Source organism: uncultured Sphingomonas sp., from assembly GCF_913777625.1.
In the GTDB taxonomy this organism is placed as follows: Bacteria; Pseudomonadota; Alphaproteobacteria; order Sphingomonadales; family Sphingomonadaceae; genus Sphingomonas.
Window position 1 is genome coordinate 1 of the sequence record NZ_CAJYTI010000012.1, and the last position, 25,375, is coordinate 25,375.

General features: G+C 68.6%; 23 protein-coding genes. 11 read left to right on the forward strand and 12 right to left on the reverse strand.

Features of this window, described 5'->3' with window-relative positions; all coding sequences use genetic code 11:
- From QZ814_RS08020 to QZ814_RS08040, 5 genes are all read left to right on the forward strand, one after another.
- Positions 1–190: hypothetical protein (locus QZ814_RS08020; RefSeq protein ID WP_294330736.1), on the forward strand; the 190-nt coding region annotated here is incomplete at its 5' end.
- Positions 191–825: 635 nt separating this feature from the next.
- Positions 826–2,124 carry a PLP-dependent transferase gene (locus tag QZ814_RS08025; protein ID WP_294330739.1) on the forward strand — a complete coding sequence of 433 codons (1,299 nt, stop codon included), beginning with the start codon at positions 826–828 and terminating at the stop codon, positions 2,122–2,124.
- A gap of 217 nt (positions 2,125–2,341) precedes the next feature.
- Positions 2,342–3,319, forward strand: a complete 978-nt coding sequence (locus tag QZ814_RS08030; RefSeq protein ID WP_294330740.1) for a serine hydrolase domain-containing protein — start codon at positions 2,342–2,344, stop codon at positions 3,317–3,319.
- Between the two features lie 382 nt (positions 3,320–3,701).
- The gene (locus QZ814_RS08035; RefSeq protein WP_294330741.1) at positions 3,702–5,447 is read left to right on the forward strand and encodes an ABC transporter permease subunit; all 1,746 of its coding nucleotides are present in this window, start codon (positions 3,702–3,704) and stop codon (positions 5,445–5,447) included.
- Between the two features lie 19 nt (positions 5,448–5,466).
- On the forward strand, positions 5,467–6,777 hold the full coding sequence (locus QZ814_RS08040; RefSeq protein ID WP_294330742.1) for a nitrate/sulfonate/bicarbonate ABC transporter ATP-binding protein: 1,311 nt from the start codon (positions 5,467–5,469) through the stop codon (positions 6,775–6,777).
- A gap of 68 nt (positions 6,778–6,845) precedes the next feature.
- Here the strand turns inward: QZ814_RS08040 and QZ814_RS08045 are convergent, their stop codons facing one another.
- The 9 genes from QZ814_RS08045 to QZ814_RS08085 form a co-directional block, all read right to left on the reverse strand.
- The gene (locus tag QZ814_RS08045; RefSeq protein ID WP_294330743.1) at positions 6,846–8,810 is read right to left on the reverse strand and encodes a hybrid sensor histidine kinase/response regulator; all 1,965 of its coding nucleotides are present in this window, start codon (positions 8,808–8,810) and stop codon (positions 6,846–6,848) included.
- Positions 8,803–9,441 carry a chemotaxis protein CheX gene (locus tag QZ814_RS08050; protein WP_294330746.1) on the reverse strand — a complete coding sequence of 213 codons (639 nt, stop codon included), beginning with the start codon at positions 9,439–9,441 and terminating at the stop codon, positions 8,803–8,805. The genes QZ814_RS08045 and QZ814_RS08050 overlap by 8 nt, the downstream gene beginning before the upstream one ends.
- Positions 9,438–9,821 carry a response regulator gene (locus QZ814_RS08055; RefSeq protein WP_294330747.1) on the reverse strand — a complete coding sequence of 128 codons (384 nt, stop codon included), beginning with the start codon at positions 9,819–9,821 and terminating at the stop codon, positions 9,438–9,440. Before QZ814_RS08055 ends, QZ814_RS08050 begins: the two co-directional genes overlap by 4 nt.
- Before the next feature lie 78 nt (positions 9,822–9,899).
- Complete coding sequence (locus tag QZ814_RS08060) at positions 9,900–10,133, reverse strand: hypothetical protein (RefSeq protein WP_294330749.1); 234 nt, start codon at positions 10,131–10,133, stop codon at positions 9,900–9,902.
- The gene (locus QZ814_RS08065; protein ID WP_294330751.1) at positions 10,130–12,040 is read right to left on the reverse strand and encodes a chemotaxis protein CheA; all 1,911 of its coding nucleotides are present in this window, start codon (positions 12,038–12,040) and stop codon (positions 10,130–10,132) included. Before QZ814_RS08065 ends, QZ814_RS08060 begins: the two co-directional genes overlap by 4 nt.
- On the reverse strand, positions 12,040–12,894 hold the full coding sequence (locus tag QZ814_RS08070; RefSeq protein WP_294330753.1) for a protein-glutamate O-methyltransferase CheR: 855 nt from the start codon (positions 12,892–12,894) through the stop codon (positions 12,040–12,042). The genes QZ814_RS08065 and QZ814_RS08070 overlap by 1 nt, the downstream gene beginning before the upstream one ends.
- Positions 12,891–13,970, reverse strand: a complete 1,080-nt coding sequence (gene cheB, locus QZ814_RS08075; RefSeq protein WP_294330755.1) for a chemotaxis-specific protein-glutamate methyltransferase CheB — start codon at positions 13,968–13,970, stop codon at positions 12,891–12,893. The genes QZ814_RS08070 and cheB overlap by 4 nt, the downstream gene beginning before the upstream one ends.
- The gene (locus QZ814_RS08080) at positions 13,967–15,316 is read right to left on the reverse strand and encodes a chemotaxis protein CheW (RefSeq protein WP_294330756.1); all 1,350 of its coding nucleotides are present in this window, start codon (positions 15,314–15,316) and stop codon (positions 13,967–13,969) included. The genes cheB and QZ814_RS08080 overlap by 4 nt, the downstream gene beginning before the upstream one ends.
- A gap of 35 nt (positions 15,317–15,351) precedes the next feature.
- Positions 15,352–17,220 carry a methyl-accepting chemotaxis protein gene (locus QZ814_RS08085; protein ID WP_365898347.1) on the reverse strand — a complete coding sequence of 623 codons (1,869 nt, stop codon included), beginning with the start codon at positions 17,218–17,220 and terminating at the stop codon, positions 15,352–15,354.
- Positions 17,221–17,541: 321 nt separating this feature from the next.
- On the opposite strand from QZ814_RS08085, the gene QZ814_RS08090 reads away from it, so the two are divergent.
- Positions 17,542–17,814 (forward strand): UvrB/UvrC motif-containing protein, encoded by a 273-nt coding sequence (locus tag QZ814_RS08090; RefSeq protein ID WP_294330773.1) that lies wholly within the window; start codon positions 17,542–17,544, stop codon positions 17,812–17,814.
- Positions 17,811–18,014, forward strand: coding sequence for a DUF3253 domain-containing protein (locus tag QZ814_RS08095; protein ID WP_294330760.1), 204 nt, complete (start codon positions 17,811–17,813; stop codon positions 18,012–18,014). Before QZ814_RS08090 ends, QZ814_RS08095 begins: the two co-directional genes overlap by 4 nt.
- 128 nt (positions 18,015–18,142) lie before the next feature.
- On the opposite strand, the gene QZ814_RS08100 is transcribed toward QZ814_RS08095, so the two are convergent.
- Complete coding sequence (locus QZ814_RS08100) at positions 18,143–19,726, reverse strand: DHA2 family efflux MFS transporter permease subunit (protein WP_294330761.1); 1,584 nt, start codon at positions 19,724–19,726, stop codon at positions 18,143–18,145.
- Positions 19,727–19,843: 117 nt separating this feature from the next.
- On the opposite strand from QZ814_RS08100, the gene QZ814_RS08105 reads away from it, so the two are divergent.
- The gene (locus QZ814_RS08105; RefSeq protein ID WP_294330763.1) at positions 19,844–20,893 is read left to right on the forward strand and encodes a 3-oxoacyl-[acyl-carrier-protein] synthase III C-terminal domain-containing protein; all 1,050 of its coding nucleotides are present in this window, start codon (positions 19,844–19,846) and stop codon (positions 20,891–20,893) included.
- Positions 20,890–21,393: an isoprenylcysteine carboxylmethyltransferase family protein gene (locus QZ814_RS08110; RefSeq protein WP_294330765.1), complete on the forward strand. Its 504-nt coding sequence runs from the start codon at positions 20,890–20,892 to the stop codon at positions 21,391–21,393. Before QZ814_RS08105 ends, QZ814_RS08110 begins: the two co-directional genes overlap by 4 nt.
- On the opposite strand, the gene QZ814_RS08115 is transcribed toward QZ814_RS08110, so the two are convergent.
- Positions 21,383–21,649: a hypothetical protein gene (locus QZ814_RS08115; protein WP_294330768.1), complete on the reverse strand. Its 267-nt coding sequence runs from the start codon at positions 21,647–21,649 to the stop codon at positions 21,383–21,385. The two genes, QZ814_RS08110 and QZ814_RS08115, sit on opposite strands and share 11 nt — an antisense overlap.
- 207 nt (positions 21,650–21,856) lie before the next feature.
- On the opposite strand from QZ814_RS08115, the gene QZ814_RS08120 reads away from it, so the two are divergent.
- Together QZ814_RS08120 and QZ814_RS08125 are read left to right on the forward strand one after the other, a co-directional pair.
- The gene (locus tag QZ814_RS08120) at positions 21,857–23,488 is read left to right on the forward strand and encodes a Na+/H+ antiporter (RefSeq protein WP_294330775.1); all 1,632 of its coding nucleotides are present in this window, start codon (positions 21,857–21,859) and stop codon (positions 23,486–23,488) included.
- A 516-nt stretch (positions 23,489–24,004) separates the two neighbouring features.
- Entirely contained in the window at positions 24,005–24,748 is a 744-nt protein-coding gene (locus QZ814_RS08125; RefSeq protein ID WP_294330771.1) for a dienelactone hydrolase family protein, read from the forward strand.
- Positions 24,749–24,758: 10 nt separating this feature from the next.
- Here the strand turns inward: QZ814_RS08125 and QZ814_RS08130 are convergent.
- Positions 24,759–25,375, reverse strand: a 617-nt coding sequence (locus QZ814_RS08130; protein WP_294330772.1) for a methyl-accepting chemotaxis protein, incomplete at its 5' end; no start/stop codon positions are given.

Sequence of the window (25,375 nt, forward strand, 5' to 3'; positions counted from 1 at the left end):
AGTCGAGATCTTGGGGGCTGGGCGCGGCGAGGAACCCCGCACGTTCGAGCAGCGCGACCACCGCCGCAGGCGCAGGACCGCCCAGACGAACCTCCCGACCCGCCTCGGCCGCCGCTACCCGCAGGGCACGCCGTCGCCGGGCGAGCCCGAGGACGGCCTGCTCGACCGGCGCGCTGTCAATATCGCGTGAGGTTCCGGCCTCAACTCTCGCCAATAGCCTGGCACGGCGTTCAGAACTATTCCGCGCTGCCAGCGATGCATGCGCCACGTCGACGGCAATCATCTTTAGCCTATATCGCTATTCCACCATAGGTGATTTTACGTAACGTAGTACCGCAGTTAACATACCCACAATTGTAGAACACTCTTGGCGAGACTACGTCAGCACGAAGCAAATTAATATGATTCTATGCTTAAAAACGTTTGCCTTCACCAAGGCATATCCAAGCACCGTTGCATCTTCGACGTACACGTTCGGCCTATTCTATTGCCATCCCGAAACAACTTCCTTGAGACGGCCATCGCCAGTCCCGCCACCGCTTCGGCCGGTCCTTCCCGGCGTACCGCGTCGCGATGGATCCCGCGCGCGGCCCGTCGACGGCGCCGGCCTCGCCACATCTTCGGATCGGGACTTGCCGCAGCGATGCAGCGTTCGAGCTGGCCGGGTGTCGCCCGGCCAGCCGCAATCGCACCGTGGAGCAGCCGCCGGGGCATGGTTGCGCACCCGCAACAGCGATCCCAAGGAAATCTATCTCCCCTCGGCGAAGACGGCCGCTAGCATCGCCGCCAACAGGACCGAACCGCTGCTCGAGAGGAAGAACGACGATGGCCGATCGCCCGCTGCACCCCGAAACCCTCGCCCTGCACGCTGGCTGGCGTGCCGACCCGAGCACCGGCGCGGTGGTGCCGCCGATCTACCAGACGACCTCCTACCAGTTCCGCGATACCGAGCATGCCGCCAACCTGTTCGCGCTGCGCGAGCTGGGCAACATCTATACCCGCCTCGGCAACCCGACGACCGACGTGCTGGAACAGCGCATCGCCGCGCTCGAAGGCGGCGCCGCCGCGCTGGCGGTGGCCTCGGGCCAGGCGGCCTCGGCCTATGCGGTGCAGAACCTCGCCCGCGCCGGCGACAACATCGTCAGCGGCACCGACCTCTATGGCGGCACCTGGAACCTGTTCGCCAACACGCTGAAGGACATGGGGATCGAGGTCCGCTTCGTCGATCCCGCCGATCCCGAGGCGTTCGTGCGTGCCAGCGACGGCCGCACCCGCGCCTGGTATGTCGAGACGCTCCCCAACCCCAAGCTGATCGTCGCACCGATCGGCGAGATCGCCGCGCTCGGTCGGCCGCTCGGCATCCCGCTGATCGTCGACAACACCGCCGCGCCGCTGCTCGCCCGGCCGTTCGATCACGGCGCCGCGATCGTGGTCTATTCGACGACCAAGTATATCGGCGGGCACGGCACCTCGATCGGCGGCATGATCGTCGATGGCGGCAATTTCGACTGGGAAGCCTTTCCCGAGCGCCAGCCGCTGCTCAACACCCCCGATCCCAGCTATCACGGCGCGGTGTGGAGCCAGGCCGCAAAACCGCTGGGACCGATCGCCTACATCCTGCGCGCCCGCACCGTGCTGCTGCGCGACCTGGGGGCGGCATTGTCGCCGGCCAACGCCTTCCAGATCCTCCAGGGGCTGGAAACACTGCCGCTCCGCATGCCGCGCCACTGCGAGAATGCGGCCAAGGTCGTCGCCTTCCTGCAGTCGCGCCGCGAGGTGACGCGCGTGATCCATCCCTCGGTGCAGACCGGCGTACAGGCCGATCGCGCGGCGAAGGTGCTGACCGGCGGCGCGGGCGGGCTGGTCGGCTTCGAGCTGGCGGGCGGCAGCGATGCCGGCCGGGCGTTCATCAATGCGCTCGAGCTTTTCTACCATGTCGCCAATATCGGCGACGCGCGCAGTCTCGCGATCCATCCGGCCTCGACCACGCACTCGCAGCTCTCGGCCGAGGAACAGGCCGTGACCGGCGTGTCCGAGGGCTATGTCCGGCTCTCGATCGGGTTGGAGCATATCGACGACATCCTCGCCGATCTGGCGCAGGCGCTGGATCAGGCCGCCCGGTAACCCGCGTGCCGAGCGCTGCGCGCAACTCGGGAGCATGCTGTCGTCGGCGCGGCCGACGGCGAAAATCCGGGTTGCTGCCGAACGTCCCCCGGACTAACTGTATTACATGAGCATTACACTTGATGACCCGACGAAGCGAATGGCCGCTGGCGCGTTGATGGCGTTGCTGGCGTGCGCATCGCTGGCAGAAGCCAAGCCGCGCGCGGGCCTTCCGGACATGACCGCGCTCCTGCGGGATCAGCATGTGGAGAGTGCATCGGTCGCCCTGATCCGCCGCGGGCGGATCGTCTCGACGGGTGCCTGGGGTATGGCGGGTCCCGGCAGGGCAGCGACGGTCGCCACGCCCTATGCCCTCGCTTCGCTGACGAAGCCGCTGACGGCGGAGGTCCTTCTGCGACTGGTGTCGGCGGGCAAGCTGTCGCTCGACGAGCCGATGGATCGCTACTGGAGCGATCCCGACCTGGCGAACGATCCTCGCCGGATGCGGCTGACGGTCCGCATCGCGCTCAGCCATCGGACCGGATTCCCGAACTGGCGTGACGCGGCGGGGCTGACCTTTGAGCACGATCCCGGCACGACCATCGGCTATTCCGGGGAAGGCTATCAATATGCCGCCCGGTACGCCGAACGTCGCACCGGGCAGCCGTTCGAGGCACTGGCCGCGCGCTGGCTGTTTGCCCCCGCACAGATGCGCGCATCCGGCTACCTGTCCGCGCAAGGCGCCACGATCCCGATCGCCGTTTCGCACGACGCCGCAGGCAAGCCGCTGCCTGCCGAGCCGGTGACGCGCTACAATGCGGCGGATCTGGCCCATGCGACGGCACGCGATTATGCCCGCTTCCTCATCGAGGCCCGGGCGGACAAGGGCCTCACCGCTTCCGTCGCGACGGAGCGCAGCCGGCTGCAGGCGGATCTGACGCCTGCTATCTGCGCGGGCGCGAAAGCCGCCAGCTGCCCGCCTTGGACGGGATTCGGACTGGGCTGGCAGCTGCTGGGCTTTCCTGGCGGGATAACGATGCTCCACACCGGCAAGGATGCCGGCGCCTTCACCTTCGCCGCCATCGATCGCACCACCGGTGACGGGATCGTCATCCTGACCAACAGCGACAATGGATGGCGCGTTGTCCTGCCGATCCTCGAACGCACCGGCAGCGATCCGAAGCTGATCGCCTTCCTGCGCGGGCAGATGGGCTGAGAGGCCGCGCTTCAGGTCCCGCAGCACCCGCAGTACCTCGGCGATGCGACCGTCGCCGATCGCTCCGGGACAGGACAGTTGACCATCCTCCCGATCCCCCTCATCGCGCTGCTGGCAATAACTGCGCGGGTTGCGTATGGCGTCCGCCGTCCATCGAGCGGGCGGCGGCGCCGCCGGCACGCCCTGGAGCTGTACGGTAGCAGGAAGACCCATGAACCAAACGACGCCCAGCAGCCCCTCGCCCAGACGCCCCGCGTCCGATTGAGGACCCAGCCCTCCATGCCCAGCGACGATAGTCGACAGCCCTGGCCGTCGACGGCAGCCGAACGAGACTGATCCGGTCTCCCCTCGGCGCCGGCGGCGGCGTTTGTCGAGGTGGATGATGACCGATCAAATCAAACCCGGGCGCACCGTGCGGCCGTTCTCCAGAATCCTGCGCGCGAGCCCGCCGAACATGGCGGACGCGGTTGCCTTCCTGCTCCTGTTCGGGCTCGTCCTGCTGGTGGCGAAAGGCCTTTCCGGGGTCGCCCAGCCCCTTTCGACCCTGACCGTAACGCCGGTCTCGCTCGATCCTGCCAACCTGCCCGGCTACGCGCTGCGGACGACGCTCCGCATGTTCGCCGCGCTGGGTGCGTCCCTCCTGTTCACCCTAATCGTCGCGACCCTGGCCGCGCGCAGCCGGCGGGCCGAGCAGATCATCGTCCCTGCGCTCGACATTCTGCAGTCGGTGCCGATTCTCGGCTTCCTGACCTTTACCGTCACCTTCTTCCTGCGCCTGTTCCCGGGCCAGCAGCTCGGCGCGGAATGCGCGGCGGTGTTCGCGATCTTCACCAGCCAGGCCTGGAATATGGCGTTCAGCTTCTACCAGTCGCTGCGCTCGGTGCCCACCGATCTGGAGGAAGTGTGCCACAGCTTCCAGCTGTCGCCGATGCGGCGATTCCTGCGGCTCGAACTGCCGTTCGCCATTCCCGGCCTCGTCTGGAACGCGATGATGTCGATGTCGGGCGGGTGGTTCTTCGTCGTGGCGTCGGAGGCGATCACGGTCGGGGACACCACGGTTGCGCTGCCGGGCGTCGGTTCCTGGCTGGCGCTCGCGATCCAGCGGCAGGATTCGCTGGCCGTCGCCTGGGCGGTGGGCGCCATGGCGGTGCTGATCCTGCTCTACGACCAGCTGTTTTTCCGGCCCATCGTCGCCTGGGCCGACCGCTATCGCTTCGAGCAGACCGCGAGCGCCGATGCGCCAAGCGCCTGGGCGTTCGACCTCCTCAAGCGCGCCCGGCTTCTCCCCGTCGTGCTGGGGCCGTTCATGGCGCTCGGTCGCCTGTTGCTGTTGCTCGACACGCTGCCGTCGGTTCGCCGGGCGCGGCGGGAACGGGCGCCGGGCAGGATCGGCGAGATGGTCTGGCGCGCCTTCCTGCTCGCCCTCGTGCTGGGCGCCGGATGGCTGATCCTCGACTATGTCACGCGGGAGCTGACCCTAGCCGATATCGGCGAGGCGGTGCTGCTCGCCGTCTACACGCTCGTCCGGGTCATCCTGCTCATCGCGATCGCGAGCCTGATCTGGGTGCCGATCGGGGTCTGGATCGGCCTGCATCGGCGCTGGGCGGAGCGACTCCAGCCGGTCGCCCAGTTCCTCGCCGCCTTTCCGGCCAATGTGCTGTTCCCCTTCGTGGTGGTGGCGATCGTCCGCTGGCATCTGAGCCCGGACATCTGGCTGTCGCCGCTGATCATCCTGGGCACGCAGTGGTACATCCTGTTCAACGTCATCGCCGGAGCGAGCGTCATCCCGACGGACATGCGCGAGGCGGCGTCGATGTTCGGCGTGCGCGGCGTGCAATGGTGGCGGCGCGTCGTGATCCCGGCGATCTTCCCCTATTACGTGACCGGCGCGCTGACGGCATCGGGCGGTTCCTGGAATGCCAGCATCGTCGCCGAAGCCGTGTCCTGGGGGGATCGCCACCTCGAGGCGGCGGGCCTCGGCGCGTACATCGCGCGTGCAACCGCCGCCGGGGATTACCCCCGCGTCGCGTGCGGCGTCGCCGTGATGTCGATCTTCGTCCTCGTCTTCAACCGGCTGGTCTGGCGTCCGATGTACGCGTTCGCAGACCGCCGTCTCCGTTTCGCCTGAACCCGAAGGGCAGTACGTCATGGCTACCAAAGCATCCACCCTCGCCCGGTCCCTCGTCGAAGTCCGCGGCGTCAGCCATCGATATGGTCGCACCGGTGCGGCCGGGCAGGTGCTCGACAATGTCGACCTGACGCTTCGCGAAAAGGAGGTCGTCGGCCTTCTCGGCCGTTCGGGATCGGGCAAATCGACCCTGCTTCGTTCGATTGCCGGCTTGATCCACCCCAGCGAGGGCGAGGTCCGCCTCGTCCCCGACGAAGCGGGGGAGGCACCCAGCGTCTCGATGGTCTTCCAGACCTTCGCCCTGTTCCCCTGGCTGACCGTCCTGCAGAATGTGGAACTGGGCCTGGAGGCACAGCGCGTGCCCGCGGACGAACGCCGTGCGCGGGCGCTTGCCGCGATCGACCTGATCGGCCTCGACGGCTTCGAGAATGCCTATCCCAAGGAACTGTCGGGCGGCATGCGCCAGCGGGTCGGCCTGGCGCGGGCGATTGTCGTCAATCCGTCGCTGCTGCTCATGGACGAGCCGTTCTCGGCGCTCGACGTCCTGACCGCGGAAACCCTGCGCACCGATCTTCTGGACCTCTGGTCCGAAGGGAAGATGCCGATCCAGTCGATCCTGATCGTCACCCACAATATCGAGGAGGCCGTGCTGATGTGCGATCGCATCCTCGTCTTCTCCTCCAACCCCGGCCGGGTGGCCGCCGAGATCAAGGTCGACCTGCCGCAGCCGCGCGACCGGCTCGATCCGAAATTCCGGCTGCTCGTCGAGCAGATCTACGCCCGGATGACGCAGCGGCCGGTACCCGCCGATGCGAACGCCGAGAAGCAGGCCGAGCAGCCCCTCGACCGCGTGCTGCCGAACGTTCCGGTCAACAGCATCGCGGGTCTGATCGAGGAAGTCGAAGCAGCGCCCTTCGAAGGGCGCGCGCCGCTTTCGACGCTGGCCGATTCGCTTCAGCTCGAGATCGACGAGCTGTTCCCGATGGTCGAGGCGCTGCAGTTGCTCCAGTTCGCGGATGTCGTGGATCGCGAACTCGTCCTGTCGAAGCGCGGGCTCGCCTTCGCGGTCGAGGACGTGGACCAGCGCAAGACCAACTTTCGCGCGACGCTTACCGCACATGTGCGTCTGGCCAAGCATATCCGGCAGGTGCTCGACGAGCGGCCGAGCCACCAGGCACCGGCGCGTCGCTTCCGCGACGAGCTGGAGGATTTCATGTCCGAGGAGTTCGCGGAGGAGACCTTGCGGACCGTCACGGAATGGGGGCGGTATGCGGAGCTCTTCGCCTTCGACGAGGAGAATGATCGCTTCAGCCTCGACGACCCGGAATGAGCGGCCAGGATGCGCGATGACGGGGCCCCCACTCGGGAAGTCGCTGCGTTGATCCCGCTTCCTGCCGCTCAATACGCCCGGTCGAGCAACTCCCGTACCTTCGCGGCCAGCGTGGCATAGGTGAAAGGCTTGGAGAGAAGATCGACATTCGGGTCGAGCCGGTCGTCCCGCATGATGGCGTCGCGCGTATAGCCGGAGGTGAAGAGCACCCGCAGTTCCGGGCGCAATGCCTTGGCGCGCGCGGCGAGTTCGGGACCGGACATGCGCGGCATCACGACGTCGGTCAGCAACATCGTCGCGCCGACACCATGGCCGCCGAGCAGCCGCAATGCACCATCGCCGTCCTCCGCTTCGACCACCTGATACCCAAGCTCGCGCAGGATACCGACCGTGTAGGCACGGACATCGTCGTCGTCCTCGACCACGAGAATGGTTTCACCGGCGTTGCCCATCCGCGCGGACGGCTGCCGATCCTCGACCTCCAGCAAGGTCTCCTGCAGCTTGCGAGCGAGATAGAGGCGCACCGCCGTGCCGCGCCCCTCGGTCGATTCGATCGTGATGTGGCCGCCGGACTGCTTGACGAAGCCATAGACCATGGAAAGCCCCAGCCCGGTGCCCTTGCCGACTTCCTTGGTGGTGAAGAACGGATCGAACACCTTCGCCACCGTCTCCGCCGACATGCCCGTTCCGCTGTCGACCACCGACACGACGACATACGCGCCCGGCAGGCACCCGCCGGGGATGGCATCGCGCACCTCGACGTTGCGGGCCTCGATGGAGAGTGCGCCACCGCTCGGCATGGCGTCGCGCGCGTTCACCGCGAGATTGAGGATCGCGTTCTCCAGCTGATGGGGATCGACTTCGACCTTCCACAGCTCGGCATCGACGGCGATCTGAACGGCGATGGCTTCGGTGATCGAGCGGGTGAGCAGGTCCGACATGCCGGTGAGCACGCGGGCGATGTCGATGGTCTTGGGCTCGAGCGGCTGGCGACGCGAGAAGGCGAGAAGCCGCTGGGTAAGCGAGGCTGCACGCTCCGCGCCCTTCAGCGCATTTTCCAGCGAGCGCAGCATCCGCGGATCCTGGCCCAGGTCCATCCGCCGGATGACGGTATCGATGTTGCCGATAATTACCGTCAGCAGATTATTGAAATCGTGCGCGATTCCTCCGGTAAGCTGGCCCACCGCCTCCATCTTCTGCGCCTGGCGGAGCGCCTCCTCGGCTTCCCGGCGCTCGGCGACTTCCTGCTGGACGCGCATCTCCAACGTATCCGCCAGCTCCCGCAATTTGGCTTCCTGCTCCTTGGCGGCCGTGACGTCGTAGATCACGCCGATCAGGCGGTAGCCGGATCCTTCCCGCAACACCTCGCCGCGGCGCGCGATCCAGCGATGCCTGCCATCGTCATTGCGGACGATCCGGAACACCGCGTCCAGGGTGTCCGCAATCGCGTCGTCGCCCGGCTGCGGGAGCAGCGGCGGCTCGCCCTCGCACAACACGCTGTTGACCGTCCGCACCGGCAATACGGCTGCCGGATGCAGGCCGAGCAGCTGGCAGAACTCGGTGGAGACCGTCGCGGTCGCGAAGCCATCGATATATTCGAACGTGCCGATCCCGCCCGCCGACTGGGCGATGCGCAGCCGTTCCTCGGTCCGCTTGCGTTCGGTGACGTCGATGAGAAGCCCGGTGAAGCGCACCGGTTCGTCGTTCTCGTCGAGATGCGCCTGACCGCGCCCGTGCATCCACAGGGTCGAGCCATCGGGCGCCAGCACCCGGAATTCCTTGGAAAAACGCTCGGCCCCGGACAGCATGCCGGCAACGGCGATGCGAATCCGTGCCCGGTCCGCGGGATGGATCGCGGCGAAAAAGGTCGCCGTGGGCAAGGCATCGGCAGCTGCCTCCGGACCGAGCCCGTACAACTCGGCGAACCGCGTATCGATGCGCAGGCTGTCGGCCGCGACATCCCAGTCCCAGCTGCCGCTCGCCCCGGCGGCGGCGAGGATGGAGCGGACGTGCTCGGCGCCTGCCTCAGACATCGTCCCCCACCACCCGGGCGATGAATTCGTCGAGCAGTTCCTTCAGCTTCTCGAGCGAGGGGATATCCATGATCATCGCGATATAACCGCGGATGTCGCGCTTGCGCACGGCGAAGTCGATGTAGAGGAACAGGACCAGGCCATCCTGGTCCTCGGCCTCGTCCACTTCGAACAGCGTGGCGCTGTTGCCGTGCAGCACCTCGGGAATCGTCATCGCCAGCGAACGCTTGAGCATGTTGGCGATGGTGGCGAGGCAGGAATTCAGGATGACGTTGCCGGTTTCGGTCAGCGCCTCCTGCTCGATCTCGGTCACGTCCTCGGCGGAGAGGCTCTCGCCGGTCACGGCGCGCACCAGCTCCAGGCTATTGCTTTCCGGAAAGATGAGCAGCGCACGTCCGGCAAAGGCGCCGTCGAAATCCTGCCGCACGGCAACCAGGTCGGCCGCTTCTCGCTCGCTGATCAGGCGCGCGGCACGACGCTGGCTGACGATGTCGATCGCCGGGACGGAGAGCGTGACCTGGTCGCCGATCATCTTGCGCAGGCTCGATGCGGCTCGGCCCACGCCGATATTGACGATCTCGGTCAGCGCATCGCGCTCGAGTTCGCCGAGCGTCACGCCGTCTCGGATCATGCCTTGTTCGCACGCAGACGGAGCGCTGCTCCCGATAGGAACGCTTCCAGGCTGTCCGCGCTCACCGGCTTGGGGACGAAGGCGGCACCGATCGCGCGGGCCCGGGCGATGATCTCGTCCTGGATGTTGGCGGTGATGATGGCGATGGGCATGTCCGGACGCATGACGTGCAGCTCGCCGGCGAGTTCCAGCCCGTCCTTGTCGGCCATGTTGAAGTCGATCAGGGCGACGTCCACCGGCTGCGCCGCGATCACGTCGTGCGCCTGCGCCGCGCTGCCCGCCTCGGCCTTCTGCCACTCCGGCTGGAGTTCGGCGAGCGCCTTGCCAGCGACGATGCGCGCAAGCTTGCTGTCATCGACGATGAGGACGGTAACCGGCATTCGAAACTCCAGATCAAGACATGCCGAGCGCGGCGTGGTTCGGGCACGCAACGTTCCTAACGACGAATCGACATCTTGTCATTGCAGCAGATTAAGCAGGTATCGTGCCAGGAAGTCGCTGGCCGGCACGCCGCTGATCTTCGGCCGCGCGGCAAGCAACACCTGCGCCACCGCAAGATGCAGCCGTTGCGCCGCGGCCAGATCTACGGTGCGGCCAGGTTCTTCCTGCAGGGCGACCAGCAGGTCGTCCGCATCTTCGGCGGAACATCGACCGACGAGGTGGACAGCATCGGGTTCGACACGGACGGTCATGGAAGCAGCGCTGCGAGATCAAGGACGAGAAGCACGCCGCCATCGCCGAGAAGCGTCGCGCCGCCGATCCCGGGAACGCCTGCCAGCAGCCCGCTGGGCGGTCGTACCACCGCATCGACGCGATCGGCGAAGTCGTCGACCCGCAGAGCGATCCGCTCGCCCGCGACGCTGGTCACGAGCAGCTTGGCATGGCCGCCGGCCATGTCGGCCCCACCCAGCAGGCGGGCGAGGCTGAGGACCGGAACGGTGCGGCCGCGCAGCACGCAGACGGTACCTTCGCCGACCGGACGCAGCGCCGACTCCTCGACCCGGACCGTTTCCGCCACCTGGTCGAGGGCCACCCCGTAGCGATCGCCGGCCGCCTCGACGACGAGCAGCCGCGTGGTGAGCGCATTGGCGGGAAAGCGCAGTCGGAAGCAGGTGCCGCGGCCGGGCGTGCTGTCGATCGTGATCGTGCCGCGCAGCTTCTCCACTGCCGCCTGCACCGCATCCATCCCGACCCCGCGGCCGGAAACGCCGGTGACCGTCTCCGCCGTCGAAAAGCCGGGCGCGAAGATGAGGCGTAGCGCGGCGGCATCGCTCAGCTGGTCGGCGGCGTCGCGATCCAGCACGCCGCGGGCGACGGCGGTCGCTCGGATCCGCACCGGATCGATCCCGCCGCCGTCATCGGCCAGGGCGACCACCACCGCGTCGCCGTCGCGCGCCGCGGAAAGCAGGACCTTGCCGTCCGCCGGCTTGCCGGCCGCGACGCGCGCGGCCCGATCCTCGATGCCATGGTCGATCGCATTGCGCAGCAGGTGCAGCAGCGGCTCGAACAGTCCTTCGGCGATCTGCTTGTCCACCTCCAGGGCTTCGCCGTCGATCGTGAAGACGATCGGCTTGCCCAGCGTGGCGGCGATTTCGCGGGCGAGGCGTGGCAGGCGGCGAAGCGCCGGCGCGAGCGGCACCCGCCGCACCGCCATCACGCTGCGCTGCAGCTCGGCCGCGCTGCGCTCGATGCCGGCCTGTGCCAGGCGAACGGCGGCGGCCAGCGCGCGATCCTGCGCCTCGACGCGGGCCGCGAGCGGGGCAAGGGCATTCACCGCCACCAGCAGTTCGCCGATGCCGTCGGCCAGCGCATCGATGCGGGCGGCGTCGACGCGGAGCGTCGAAGTCGCGCCGCCATCGGCGGACGCCTGCGGTGCCGCCAGGGGGACGGCGGCCTCAACCCGATGGAGCGCAATCTGGTCCGGCATCATCCGGAACGCAGACCGGACCGCGTCCGGCGACGCCGCGCTGACGCCTTCGAGGACGGCGATGCAGCGGAACGGCTCGATCGCATCGAGTGCCGGCCAGTCTCCCGCGGTAGGGCGGATGTCGAGCCGGAGCAGCTCCGGGACCGCGGCGACGATCGCGAGGGGATCCTCGCCGCGGAAGAAGCAATCCGGATCGGGCGTATAGCGGAACGCGACCACGGGCCCCTCGACCCCCTCGGCCAGCTGCCGGGCCCAGTCCGGCGTGGCGGTCGACGGAGACGCTGCCGGGATGGACGCGTGCCCCGGGAGGCGACCGACCAGCGCCGTTGCGACCTCCTCGGCGTCATCGCGGAGCGCGCCGTTCCGCGCCACCTCGTCGATCCAGCGATCGACGCCGTCCAGGCAGGCGATCAGCGCATCGGTCGTCGCGCCATCGAGCGCGATGCCGCCCTTGCGCGCGCGTTCCAGCACGTCCTCCGCGGCGTGCAGCGTCCGCTCCGCCGCCGCCATCGGGAAGATCGCCACCGAGCCCTTGAGCGTATGCAGGGCGCGGAACGCCTCGTCGATCGCAGCGGCGTTGCCGGGATCCCTTGCCAGCGTATCGAACGCCGCAGCGGCATGCGCGACGAGGTCGCGCCCTTCGATCAGAAATTGCGCCAGCAGCTCGTCCATCACGGCTTACGATAGACGATTGCGTCTTCAAGGCGAGCCATTGTGAACCGGTCGGTGATCCGCGCCATGGATTCGCTATGGCCCAGACAGACGAAGCCGCCGCTGTTGAGGCTCTCGAACAGGTTCGACGCGGCCAGCAGCCGGGAGTCGTCATCAAAGTAGATCAGCAGGTTTCGGCAAAGGACGACATCGAACCGGCCGAGACCGGCGAGCGTCGCGCGGTCCACGATATTGGCGGGGGTGAAGCGTACCGACTCGCGCAGATCGTCGATGATCTTGCGGCGATGGCCGCGTTCCGGCTCGAAATAGCGATCGATCACCGCGTCCGGCAGCCGCGCCAGCGCCCGGGCGGCATAGCGCCCCGCCTGCGCCTGCGCGAGCGCGGCGGTATCGAGGTCCGACCCGACGATCTCGATGTGATAGGCGTCCACCAGCGGCCAGTTCTCGAGCAGCCAGATCGCGATGGAATAGGCTTCCTCGCCGGTCGAGCAGGGCATCGACCAGATGCGGATCAGATCGCCGGGGCGCCGGGTGCGGATCAACTCGGGCAGGATCTCGCGCGCGAGCGCCGCGAACTGATGCTCTTCGCGGTAGAAATAGGTCTCGTTGATCGTGAAGGCGTTGATCAGCGCCTCGCGCTCTGCCGCGTCGCGCGCGGCCCAGTCGATATAGCGCGCCACGTCGGACAGGCCGCTGCGTGCCATACGCGCACCGATCCGCCGCTCGATATAATAGCGCTTGTTGGCGCCGAAGATCATGCCCGTCCAGCGATAGAGCAGCGCCCCCACCCGCATGACCTCGTCGTCGGACAGCAATACCGGCGGCGCGCTGGCGGGGGTGCCGTACCGCGTCACCGTGCGAAGCAGGCGCGCAGCTCGGCCGCGAGCCGGTCGAGCGGCGCGACAACCGTGGCGCCGCCGGCGGCGACCAGCGCCCCCGGCATACCCCAGATCACCGCGCTCTCCGCAGACTCGGCCAGCGTCGTGCCGCCCAGCGCCTTCAATTCCGTCATGGCGCCGGCTCCGTCATTACCCATGCCGGTCATCAACACACCAACCAGCCGCTCGGGTGCGACGCTCTTCATCGCGCTTTCCACGAGGCGATCGACGCTAGGATGCCAGAAATGCTGGGCGCTGCTCGGCGCGGCGGCGGCGGCGAGCGCCCCGGCTCGGCGGGTGACGACGAGATCGGCATCGCCGCGACCGATATAGACGTTGCCCGGCGCGAGCAGCGTCGTGCCCGTCACCTCCTGGACGGTCAGCGCACACAGCTTGTCGAGCCGGCGGGCGAGCGGGCCGGTGAAGCTCGCCGGCATGTGCTGCGCGACCAGGATCGGCCAGGGAAAATCCTCGGGCAGCGGGCCGAGCAGCGCATCGAGCGCGGGGGGGCCGCCGGTCGAGCACCCGACCAGGACCAGCCCGTCGGGCGGCAGCGGCGCCGCGACCGGCGACGCGGGCTGTGGCCTGAAGGGCTTCGGCGTGGCGATGCCGGCGGCCCGCGCCCGGACGCGATCGCGCAACCGCGTCGTCCGCGAGATCCGCGCACCGGCCGCCGCACGGACCTTCTCGACGAGCGCGGGCGCGACGGCGTCGATTTCGAGCGACAATGCACCGCGCGGCTTGGCGATGAAGTCGACCGCGCCCAGCCCGATTGCCTCCAGCGTCTCGTCCGCGCCCTCGGCGGTGAGCGCGGAGACCATCACCACCGGGCACGGCCGCTCGACCATGATGCGGTCGAGACAGGCCAGCCCGTCCATCGCGGGCATGTGGATGTCGAGCGTGATCACGTCCGGCGCGAAATGGGCGAGCAGGTCGAGCGCCTCGGCGCCGCTCCGCGCGACCGTCACGTCGAACCCGCCCGCCTCGGTGAAGATGTCGACCAGCAGGCGCCGCATCAGCGGAGAATCATCGACAATGAGCAGCTTGATCACGATGCGCCGGCCATGCCCCGCAGCAGATCCTGTTCGGCGCGATCGAGCAGTTCGCGCGGCGACACGATCAGCACGATCCGGTCCTGGTCGGGAAGATTGGCGACGCGTTCGAAGACGTGCGTCTCCGCACCGCCCAGATCCGGCGCCGGCCGCACCGCGTCGTTGGCGATGCGCAGGACCTCGGATGCCGCATCGACCACGAAGCCCGCGTGCAGATCGCCGATTCGGACCACCACGACGCGACGCTTGCTGCCCGCCGCGGCGGCCGCGCCGAACCGCTCGGCCTGATCGATCACCGGCACCACCGCGCCGCGCAGGTTCATCACCCCCTGCACGAAGGCAGGCGCCCTCGGCAGGCGCGTGAGCTTGTGCGGCAGCGGCGCAACCTCCTCCACGGCGGCGATCGGCAGTGCGAAGTCGCTTTCCCCGATCCGGAACAGGAGAAACTGCTCGCTCGTGGCGTCCATCGCGGTTTCCTCGGCCTCGGTTTCAGCACTTCCTTGCAGGAGCCGCGCGGTAATGTCCTCGCGCAGCAGATGCTCCGCGGCGAGCAGCGATACCAGCCGCCTGCCCTCGTCCAGCCGGCAGATCGCCTGGATCCGCGCCTCGGCATGCCCGCGGGTGAGGACCTGCGGCACCGCGTCGATCGCCGTCTCCGGCACGCGCTCGACGCCCCGGATCCGGTCGACCACCAGGCCCACCCGATGCGCACCGATCCGTGCGACGACGACACGGGTGCGGTGGGTTGGCGCCGCGGCGGGCATGGCGAGCAGCACGCGAAGCGACAGCAACGGCAGCAGTGCCCCGCGATCGGTGGTGCTGCCGACGACCACCGCGTCGGCGTGCGGCAGCGCCGCGATTCCATCGGGCAGCCGCAGCACGGCCTCGACGGCGGCCAGCGGCAAGGCAAATTCCTGGGAACCCAGGCCGAAGACCACCAGCGGCAACACCGCATCGTCGGTGGCTACGGTCTCCGCTTCCTCGGCGACCGCGCGGCCAACGGCGCGGCGGTTGCCGTCCGGCGAAAGGCTGGCCGCGATCAGCGCCTGCAGGTCGAGGATGCGAGCGCCGCCGTCGCCGCCCTCCGTCAGCCTGTCGATCCCGTCGACCGCCAGCCCGAAGGGCGTACCATCCTCGACGATGACCACCCGCCGCTCGGCACCCCCCGGACGCGCCACGAGATCGGCCAGGGACAGCACCGGCACCACCGCCCCGCGGATATTGGCCAGACCCAGCAGCGCGCGGGGGGCATGCGGCACGCGCGTCAGCCGCGGCATCCGGGTGACCTCGCGGACCAGCGGCGCGGGCACGGCAAGCAGCTCGCCGCCCGCCCGAAGCGTCAGCATCCTGCCTCCCGCCGAGGCCGGCTCGCCCACGGCGCTCAGCCCGCCTGCGCGGCGAGGGCGGTCGCGATCTGGGCGATTTCCTCGATCGCCGCCGCCAGCAGCTCGGCCCCCTGCGCCTGCTGGCGCGCCGCGGCTCCGGCTTCGCGGGCGGCGCCGTTGGCAAGATCGGCCGCGTCGGCGATCTGGTTGGTGCCGCTGCGGATTTCGCGCACCGAGCGAAGGATGTCCTGCGTGCCTGCGAGGATCGCGTCGTTCGCGTTGCGCGCCGCCCGCAGGTCCTCGGTCATCGCCCGGAAGCGCTCGACAAACGCACGGTTGCGGCCGATCTCGACTTCCGCCGCGCCGACCACCTGCTCGAGATCGCGGCGGACCGTCGCAATCTGCTCCTGCATGGTCCGCACGATATCCGCGGCGCGATCGGCGCGCGACGCCGAATCCTGCGCGAGCTTGCGAATGTCGCCCGCCACGATGGTGAAGCCACGCCCGGCCTCCCCCGCGCGCGTCGCCTCCACGGAGCCGCTCACCGCGAGCATGTTGGTCTGCACCGAGATCAACGCCAGCTTGCCGATGATCTTCTCGATGCCGCGCGCGGTATCCGACAGCGTCGACAGCAGAAGGAGGACGCGGCGAATCTCGGCCAGGCCATGCTCGACGCCGCCGGCGACGCTTTCGATCGACGCGCCGCTCGCCACGACGCCTTCCACGATCGCCCCGATCCGTTCGGCAGCCGCCGAGGCACGCCCCTGCAATATCTCGGCCAGCCCCTCGATCTGGCCCATCGCCGCATCGGCCTGCATCGTCGCGCTTGCCTGGATCTGCGTGCCGCGCCCGATCTGCTCGAGCGCGACCAGGATCTCGCCCGATGCACCCGACAGCTCCTGCACCGTGGCCGACAATTGCTCTGCTGCGGCGGCTATCTGCTCGATCGCGGCCCGGTTGGTCGCATCGCCCTGCAGTGCCTGGATCAGGTCGCCCAGCATCTCCGCGGTGCGCTGGCTTTCCTCCAGCGACGCTCCCTGCTGCTCGACCGCCTGCTGCGCCTGCGCACTGGCTGCCGACTGCTCTTCCGCTGCACTCGCGACCTGTTCGGCCCCTTGCTCGGCTTCCCTGGCGGCGGCCTCGGCATCGGCGGCGGCCTGGACGATCGCCTGCGTACCCGCGCCCAGCGCCACCAGTTCCTCGCGGGCCTGCTTGAGCTGCACGACGACGTCGCGGCCCGACTGCGCCTCGCGCGTCGCCAGTTCCGAGGCCGCGCGGATCTGCTGCGCCACGCGGCTCACCTCGCCGACGACATTCGTCGCCAGCTGCTGGATTTCGCCCGCACTGGCTTCGGAGCGTTCGGAAAGTGCGCGCACTTCCTCTGCCACCACCGCGAAGCCGCTCCCCGCATCGCCGGCGCGCGCCGCCTCGATCGTCGCGTTCAGCGCGAGCAAGCTGGTCTGGTCGGAAACATCGGCGACGTTGACGCCCACCTCGCCGATTTCCCCCGCCACCTGCTCAAGCGCGTCGATCACCGCGACGGTGGCGAGCTGGCGCTGGGCGTTGAGCTCGATCGCGACGACCGACACCTCGATCTGCACGCCGACCTCGGCAAAGGCGTTCTGAACGATCTCGATCTGGCGACGCGCACCCTCGGCGCGGGCGCTGGCATCCTGGAAATTGGCGTTCAGCGCGGCGATCAGGCCCTGCGACTCCTGCGCCGCGCCGGCAGCTTCCTCGGCGCCGCTCGCGATCTGGTCCATCGCGCGCTGCAATTGGTTCGCCGCAGCGGAAGCCTCGGCGATCCCGCTGGCAAGTTCCTGGACGGCCTGGTCGATGCCCTCCACGGCGTTGGCGGGGCGTCGCACCGGATGACGGGGCCGCGGCTGGCGCACAGGCGACGACGGCGTCGCGTCTGCCGCCACGGCTTCTTCCCCGGCGCGCTTTTTTGCGCGGGCGCCAAGGGTCGATTTCTTCACCAGCGCCATCAGAACTCCAGGAACATCTGATTTTCAGCCTTGCTTAAAGCACGGCACGCGAAGGCGCCAGCATTCGCGACGGGGTGCGCACCTGACGCATGGCGAAAACGCTGGCATCGGAACGCAGGCATGCTTCTCGACGGGAACAGGCAGGTTTCAGCGATCCGGATCGGCGGTTTGCCACGGCACCGGTCGTTCCTCCGGAAGGCGTGGTGGAGCGACTCCCGTTCGATGCGCCCCAAGGCCGCCGTCGCGCGTTGCACCATGATGGCAGACACGATCGATGACCTGCAGCGCAAGATGGACGCCGCGGCGCGCGCGCTCGATTTCGAGGAGGCGCGGCGTCTTCGGGACCGTATCCATCTGATGCGGGGTGGCGCGAGTGCGGCGGAAGCCGAGCAGGCCGACACGTCGGGCCTGGTACGCCAACAGCCCGGCGCCATGGGGCTCGGCACAAGCCGGCAGCGGCCCGTTCCGCCGCCGGGATGGAAAGCGCCGCCGAAGCCCGATCTCATGACGTCGGGCCGAAAACCGAAATGAACATCGATCGGGCGAGGGCCGCACTACTTGCCCTCCTTGCCGAACGGGCGCCGGGGACGACGATATGCCCCAGCGAGGTCGCACGAACATTGGTGGCGGGGCCCTCCGCTCATGCTGCCGCGGACTGGCGTGTCGCGATGCCGATCGTCCATGCCGGGGTCGACCAGCTGGTCGATCAAGGGAAGATCGGACTCAGCTAGAAAGGCGGGGCACTGCGGAAACGCGCAGGGCCGTATCGCATTGCCGCCGCGATCGGCGACGAAGCCGAGGGGCAATTGTAGCGCAAGCAGGCGGGACGGTTCCATTGGCAAGAGGCGCCAGCGTTCCATCACGCAGGCCCGTCGTGCCCTGCGCCGATGGGCGTGCGGCGCACCCACCAGAGCGCCATCATCGCCATCATGGTCAACAGCCCGCACAGCAACCAGGCCGTGTTGATCGCGGGCACGAGCGCCGCGCGCTCCACCAGGGGCCGGACCATCTCGACCGCGAAATCATCGAGCGGCTGGCCGCGCTGCTCCAGAAAGGCGTCGCGGGGAATGCCGATCCGCACGGCGGTGGCGACGTCCCCGGCGCGCAGCTGCGCCGCGATCTGGTTCCCGGCGGTCTTTGCGCGGCTGAAGATCGTGGTGTCGATCAGCGCCAGCCCCACTGCGCCGCCGAGGTTCCGCATCAGGTTGAACAGCCCGCTGCCATCGGCGACCAGACGATCCGGCAGGCGCCCCAGCGCCATGCGCGTCGGCGGCAACAGGCAGAACATGATCGCCGCCCCGCGCACGATCTGCGGCACGATCATCGCGACGAAGTCGGTCTGTTCGGTCTGCCGGGTGCTGAGCAGCAGCCCGACCGCGAACAGCGCGAAGCCGAAACCGGTGAGCAGGCGGGGGTCCACCCGGCGCTCGGCATAGACGGCGATCGGCGCGGTCAGCAGCTGGGTACAGCCGGTGACCAGCATGATCTCGCCGATGCGCAGCGGCCCGTGCTCGCGGACCAGGCCGAGGAAGAACGGCATCAGATAGGTGGAGCCGAACAGGCCGAAGCCGAGCACGAAGCTGAGCAGGCAGCCGATCGCGAAGTTGCGATCGGCGAAACAGCGCAGCTCGACGATCGGCGCCGGCGAGCGCAGCGTCCGCCAGACGAAGCCCCCCGCCCCGGCCGCTGCCAGGCCAAGCAGCCCCAGCACGCGCGGCGCTGCCCAGCCCTGCGTCGGCGCATCCTTGAGCCCGATCTGCAACGCCACCAGCGCCGTGGCGAGCAGGACGAGCGCCACGAGATCGATCGGCCTTCCCTCCCGGCGCCCGACGGCAGGCCCGCCCAGGAAATAGAGCGCGCCAAGCCCTGCGACGATGCCGGGCAGAATGTTGACCCGGAACAGCCAGTGCCAGGAAAAGGACTGGGTGATCCAGCCGCCTACGATCGGCCCGACGGTGGGCGCCAGCACCGCCGCCACCCCGGCGATCGTGGTCGCCAGGGGCTGGGCGCGCGGCGGAAACAGCAGGAACACCGCGGCGAACACCGCCGGGATCAGCGTCCCCCCGGCAAAGCCCTGGACCACCCGCCACGCCACCAGCTCGGTAAAGCCGCCGCTTGCCGCACAGCCGATCGAGGCGAGCGTGAACAGGCTGATCGCGGCGACGAACAGCCAGCGCATGCCCAGTCGCGCGGTAAGGAACCCGGTCAGCGGGATCGCGACGATCTCCGCGGTGAGATAGGCGGTCTGCACCCACACCATCCGATCGGGGGCGATGCCCAGCGCCGTCTGGATGGCGGGCAGCGACGTCGCGACGATCTGGATGTCGAGGATCGCCATGAACATGCCCAGGCACATCAGGACGAAACCCGCCCATTGGCGATAGCCTGTGCCGCCGCTTTCGCCTAGCAAGGAACTGGTCGTGTCCACCGAGCCTTCCGTCACCGATTCCCCCTGCGAAGCCCCGAAGTCATAGCGCAGGCAAGGAACTCGCTCTCGGCAATTTCGTTGCGCGGCTGAACCTTTTCCACCGGTCCGCCGGTAAGTCAGGCGGTAGCCTTCATGCAGCCGGTATCGATTCTCTCGCTTGCCACCGAAACCCCCGACCATATCCTGACACAGACCGACGCGCTGGCAACCGCCCGCGACCTGATCGGCAACCAGTTCAGCGATTTCGAGCGACTTGCCGCGGTCTATGCCAATGCCGGCATCCAGACGCGCCAGCTGGCCAGGCCGGTCGACTGGTACCGCAGCCCGCGCAGCTTCCTCGAACGCACCGATGCCTATCTGGAGGTCGCGCTCGATCTCTGGGTGGCGGCGGCGGTGCGGGCGCTCGACGAAGCCGGCGTTGCGGCGGCGGAGATCGACACGATCGTCACCATCTCCTCCACAGGCATCGCCACGCCGACGCTGGACGCGCGAGCGATGGCACGGATCGCGTTCCGGAGCGACGTGGCGCGGGTGCCGGTGTTCGGGCTGGGCTGTGCGGGCGGCGCCACCGGCCTCGGCCTCGCCAGCAAGCTGGCGCGCGCCACGCCGGGCGCGACCGTGCTGTTCGTCGCGGTCGAGCTGTGCAGCCTGGCGCTCCGGACCGACCGCGCCGACAAGGCGGACCTCGTCTCCACCGCGCTGTTCGGCGACGGCGCCGCGGCGTGCGTGCTCCGCAGCGGCGAGGACGGCTTTGTCCAGATCAGTGGCAGCGCGGAAAAGACCTGGAGCGACACGCTCGACATCATGGGATGGCAGGCGGAGCCGACCGGCCTGGGCGTCGTGCTCAACCGCGCGATTCCCGTCTTCGCCCGGCGCGAGATGCGCCAGGCCATGGAGGAAATGCTCGCGCCCCAGGGACTGGCGCTGGAAGACGTGGACCAGTTCATCTGCCATCCAGGCGGCGCCAAGGTGGTGGATGCGATCGAAAGCGCGCTGTCGCTCAACCAGGGTGCGCTGGTGGCCGAGCGCGCGGTGCTGCGCGACCATGGCAACATGTCCGCGCCCACCGTGCTGTTCGTGCTCGATCGCTACCGGCGGTCGGGCCTGCCGCCGCTCTCGGTGCTGAGCGCGCTGGGGCCGGGCTTCACCGCCTCCTCGCTGACGCTGCGGTGCGCGGCATGATCGCGGCCTATGCCATCATGGCCTTCGTCACCCTGCAGCGCCTGAGCGAGCTGGTGATCGCGCGGCGCAACACCGCGCGGCTGCTCGCCGCCGGCGCGCGCGAAGTGGGAGGCGAGCATTATCCGGTCATGGTCGCGCTGCACACCGCCTGGCTGGCCGTGCTGTGGTTCACGGTCGGCGGGCGCCCGATCTTCCTGCCGTTGCTCGCCGTCTTCGCGGTGCTGCAGCTGCTGCGGGTCTGGGTGTTGGCGACGCTGGGGCCGCGCTGGACGACGCGCATCATCGTCACCCGCGACGCCCCGCTGGTCCGGCGCGGGCCGTTCCGCTTCGTGCGCCATCCCAATTACATGGTGGTCACCGCGGAGATTGCGGTGTTGCCGCTCACCTTCGGGCTCGTCTGGGCGGCGCTGCTGTTCACCGCGCTGAACGCGGCGATGCTGACCGTGCGGATCCGCGCAGAGAACCGCGCGCTCTACGGCAGCGAGGGCGTCAACGCTTAGCGGATGCCTCGCGCTGTGCCTTGATCCGCAGCATCGCGGCGTGGCAGCCGGGCGAGGTCTGGTCGATCTTGGCGATCATGCAGGCCTCCACCTTCTTGCGGCTCAGCGATTTCATCTCGGCGGGGCACAGCCGGCGCGCTTCCTGCACGCACGCCTTCTTGCCGGGATCCGGCTGCGGCTGCTGCGCGACGGCGTGCCCGGCCCCCCATAGCATGGCGGTTCCACCGAGAAGGATGCGGATGGTACGCAGGATCATGGACGGGCTCTTTCCGATCGGGGCACGCTGCGCGGCCGGGCGGGTGGCGATACGCCGCCCCGCTTGGGGCCCCTGGACGAAGCTTGTCAACGGCTCGATGCCACGGCGCGCGCAGCGCGGAGCGTATCGCGCTGCGGTTCGATTGAGCCTTGCACGGTGTGGCCAAGCCACCGCAGTAGGTACATCGCCATTCCCCTGGAGCACCCGTTGGATACAGTCTCGATCGTCCTGATTTTGCTGGTAGCGGTCGTCGTCAGCAGCGCGATCTCGCGGATGCTGCCCTGGGCCCTGCCCACCCCGGTGGTGCAGATCTCCCTCGGGGCGATCATCGGCTCGATCGCCGACCTTCGCGTGGACCTGGATCCACAACTGTTCCTTCTCCTGTTCCTTCCGCCGCTCCTCTTCCTCGACGGATGGCGCATTCCCAAGGACGAACTGCTCAAAGACGTCCCGACGGTTTTCGAGCTGGCCCTCGGCCTGGTTCTTCTGACGGTGATCGGTGTCGGCTTCTTCATCGACTGGATGATCCCCGCCATGCCGCTCGCCGTGTGCTTCGCCTTGGCCGCGGTCGTTTCGCCGACCGACCCGATCGCCGTGTCCGCCATCGCCACCCGCGTCCCCATTCCGCGCCGCATGATGCATATCCTGGAAGGCGAGTCGTTGCTCAACGACGCGTCCGGTCTCGTATGCCTGCGCTTTGCGGTGGCGGCGGCGCTCACCGGCCGCTTCTCCGCCGGCGAAGCGAGCCTGTCCTTCCTGTGGCTGGCCGGCGGCGGGCTCGCGATCGGCGTAGCGGTGACGCTCGGGGTCACCAGAGCCAAGTCCTGGATATCGCAGCGCGTCGGGGAGGATACCGGCTCCCAGATCCTGATCAGCCTGCTGATCCCGTTCGCCGCCTATATTCTGGCCGAGCATCTCCACTGCTCCGGCATCCTTGCAGCGGTTGCCGCCGGGGTGACGATGACGTTCGCGGAAATCTCCCGCCAGGCGCTGCCGGCAACCCGGATGCGGCGCAATTCGGTGTGGGACACGATCCAGTTCTCGTTGAACGGCATCATCTTCGTGCTGCTCGGCGAGCAACTGCCCGGCATCGTCGCCGCTGCGCCCCAGACCGTGCAGATCACGGGCCATACCAACCCTTGGTGGCTCGGCGCCTATGTCCTGTCGATCATGACGGCGCTGGCGGTTCTTCGCTTCGCCTGGGTCTGGGTCTCGTTCCGGCTGACGCTCCTGCGGGCGCGGGGCGAGGTGGCATATCGGCGGCCCGAATGGCGCCTGATCGCGGCCATGTCCGTTGCCGGCGTTCGCGGCGCGATCACGCTGGCCGGCGTTCTCACCATCCCGCTCACCTTGACCGACGGCACCGCGTTTCCCGCGCGGGACCTGGCGATCTTCCTGGCAGCCGGGGTGATCATCACCTCGCTCGCACTGGCCAGCATCGGTCTTCCGCTGCTGCTCCGCGGCCTCGACATGCCGGCGGAACCGTCGCGCCAGGCCGAAGAGGATCGGGCGCGCGTAGCCGCGGCGCATGCGGCGATCAAGGCCGTCGAAGATACCCAGCATCGCCTCGGCGAGGGGCGCAAGGACGTGGACGTGTACGCCGCCGCCGGCGCGCGGATCATGGATCTCTATCGCGAGCGCATCGACAGCCGGACGCAGGATGGCGGGCTGCAAGGTCAGATGCAGGTATATGCGCGGATCGACCGCGATCTGCGCCTTGCCGGCCTCAAAGCCGAACGCGACACGATTTTCCGCCTTGCCCGGGATCGGGCGATCGGAAGCGCTGTAGCGCAGAAGCTCATCCGCGAGCTGGATCTGCTCGAAATTCGCTACCGCTAGGAAATCCCCCGGTCACGCTAGCGCACGTCATTGGGCGCGCGAGACTGCACGTTCGAAGCTCGCCGCACGGTAGCGAAGGGCGTTCCGCGGCAGGCGCCTCGGGCCGAAACCCGTCGCCGCTGGCCAGCCGGCCCGGTACCGATGGAGATTGGGGGTTTAGGCCCAAGCTCGTGACGAGCGTGATTTGCCATTGTCTTTCAAATGGTTATGACAGAAATCGTCCGCACTGACAGCAGGCTTGCCCCCACCGCAACGCTCCCCATATGGAGCGAGACCGTCGCTTTCCGGTGGCCGCTCTTTGATCCCGTTGGCTGACGCACAGCTGCGCGCGCAAACGCTCCGGCAGCCTGAACTTCCTAAACTTCGCCCGTCCTCCTGCGCCTGTCGCGAAGCTCGACCAGACACGAGCACGCCTAAACTTCCTAAACTTCGGTCCGCGGCCCTCCCCCAAGCCGCCCCTTCCCCACCCGCCCCGATCGGCGCTACGGCCGCGCCACCGGACAAGGAGGAGCCCCGATGATCTTGCGCAGCGACGAAACCACGGATGTCGAGGTCCCCGGCAGCGGCGCGATGCGGATCCACTGGTTCCGACCGGCGGTGGAGGGCCGCTTCCCCGGTCTCGTCCTCTATTCCGAGATCTACCAGGTCACCGCCCCGATCCGCCGGCTGGCGGCGATGCTGGCGGGGAACGGCTTCGTGGTCGCCGTGCCCGAGGTCTATCACGAGTATGAACCCGCCGGCACCGTGCTTGCCTATGATCCCGCCGGCACCGATCGCGGCAACGACCTCAAGTTCACCAAACCCGTCGCCGCCTTCGACGCCGATGCCGCCGCCACCCTCACCGCACTCGCCGCGCATCCGGCGTGCAACGGCCGGCTCGGCAGCTTCGGGGTGTGCCTGGGCGGGCACCTCGCCTATCGCGCCGCGCTCGATCCACGCGTGTCGGCAGCGGCGTGCTTCTACCCGACCGACATTCATTCGGGCACGCTCGGGGCAGGCAAGGCCGATGACAGCCTGGCGCGCATGGCGGACCTCAAGGCGGAGATGCTGTTCGTCTGGGGCCGGCAGGATCCGCACATCCCCTTTGCCGGGCGCGAAGCGATCCGCGCGGGGCTCGAGACGCACGGCATCGCGTATGAATGGCACGAGCTCAACGCCCAGCACGCCTTTCTGCGCGACGAGGGACCGCGCTACGACCCTGCGCTGTTCCTCCAGTCGATGGCGATCACCCTCGCCTTCTACCGCCGCGCCCTAGGCTGAGCGGCTTCGCTCAGGCGGCGACGGCGCTCGAGAAGCTCTCCGCCGCCTGGCGCAATTGGTTCAGCCGGTCGTCGACCTCGGTCACGTCGTGCTGGAGCGTGTCGATCTCGCTGGTCACACTCTTGGTGTCCTCGCGGATCGCGCCGATCGTCGCGGACATCGAGTCGGCGGCCAGCGCGGTCTCGTCCACCGCGGCGGTGATCGCGGTGACGGTCTGCGCCTGCACCTCCATCGCGGTGCGGATGCGGTCGGCGCTTTCCTGCACTTCGGAGACGGTCGCGCGGATCGACGCGTTGGTCTCCACCGTCGAGCGGGTGGCGGACTGGATCGCAGCGATCTTGGCGGCGATGTCGTCGGTGGCCCGCGCCGTCTGGTTGGCGAGGCTCTTCACTTCCTGCGCCACCACCGCGAAGCCCCGCCCCGCATCGCCGGCCCGCGCTGCCTCGATCGTCGCGTTGAGCGCGAGCAGATTCGTCTGCCCGGCGATGTCGCGGATCAGCCCGAGGATCGATTCGATCGACTTGGCGTGTTCGGAGAGCATCTCGCTCATCCCCACGGCATTGCTCGCCTGGCCGCTGGCGCGCGTGGCGATGGCCGCCGCCGCCTCCACTTCGGTGCGGGCATCCT

Bases quoted from the DNA above. Each gene is read 5' to 3' on its own strand.
- QZ814_RS08025 (WP_294330739.1), top strand. From the start codon at position 826: ATGGCCGATCGCCCGCTGCACCCCGAAACCCTCGCCCTGCACGCTGGC.
- QZ814_RS08105 (WP_294330763.1), top strand. From the start codon at position 19,844: ATGCAGCCGGTATCGATTCTCTCGCTTGCCACCGAAACCCCCGACCAT.
- QZ814_RS08115 (WP_294330768.1), bottom strand. From the start codon at position 21,649: ATGATCCTGCGTACCATCCGCATCCTTCTCGGTGGAACCGCCATGCTA.
- QZ814_RS08055 (WP_294330747.1), bottom strand. From the start codon at position 9,821: ATGCCGGTTACCGTCCTCATCGTCGATGACAGCAAGCTTGCGCGCATC.
- QZ814_RS08125 (WP_294330771.1), top strand. From the start codon at position 24,005: ATGATCTTGCGCAGCGACGAAACCACGGATGTCGAGGTCCCCGGCAGC.
- QZ814_RS08080 (WP_294330756.1), bottom strand. From the start codon at position 15,316: ATGCTGACGCTTCGGGCGGGCGGCGAGCTGCTTGCCGTGCCCGCGCCG.
- QZ814_RS08035 (WP_294330741.1), top strand. From the start codon at position 3,702: ATGACCGATCAAATCAAACCCGGGCGCACCGTGCGGCCGTTCTCCAGA.
- QZ814_RS08045 (WP_294330743.1), bottom strand. From the start codon at position 8,810: ATGTCTGAGGCAGGCGCCGAGCACGTCCGCTCCATCCTCGCCGCCGCC.
- QZ814_RS08095 (WP_294330760.1), top strand. From the start codon at position 17,811: ATGAACATCGATCGGGCGAGGGCCGCACTACTTGCCCTCCTTGCCGAA.
- QZ814_RS08040 (WP_294330742.1), top strand. From the start codon at position 5,467: ATGGCTACCAAAGCATCCACCCTCGCCCGGTCCCTCGTCGAAGTCCGC.
- QZ814_RS08050 (WP_294330746.1), bottom strand. From the start codon at position 9,441: ATGATCCGAGACGGCGTGACGCTCGGCGAACTCGAGCGCGATGCGCTG.
- QZ814_RS08060 (WP_294330749.1), bottom strand. From the start codon at position 10,133: ATGACCGTCCGTGTCGAACCCGATGCTGTCCACCTCGTCGGTCGATGT.
- QZ814_RS08030 (WP_294330740.1), top strand. From the start codon at position 2,342: ATGACCGCGCTCCTGCGGGATCAGCATGTGGAGAGTGCATCGGTCGCC.
- QZ814_RS08110 (WP_294330765.1), top strand. From the start codon at position 20,890: ATGATCGCGGCCTATGCCATCATGGCCTTCGTCACCCTGCAGCGCCTG.
- QZ814_RS08065 (WP_294330751.1), bottom strand. From the start codon at position 12,040: ATGGACGAGCTGCTGGCGCAATTTCTGATCGAAGGGCGCGACCTCGTC.
- QZ814_RS08090 (WP_294330773.1), top strand. From the start codon at position 17,542: ATGGCAGACACGATCGATGACCTGCAGCGCAAGATGGACGCCGCGGCG.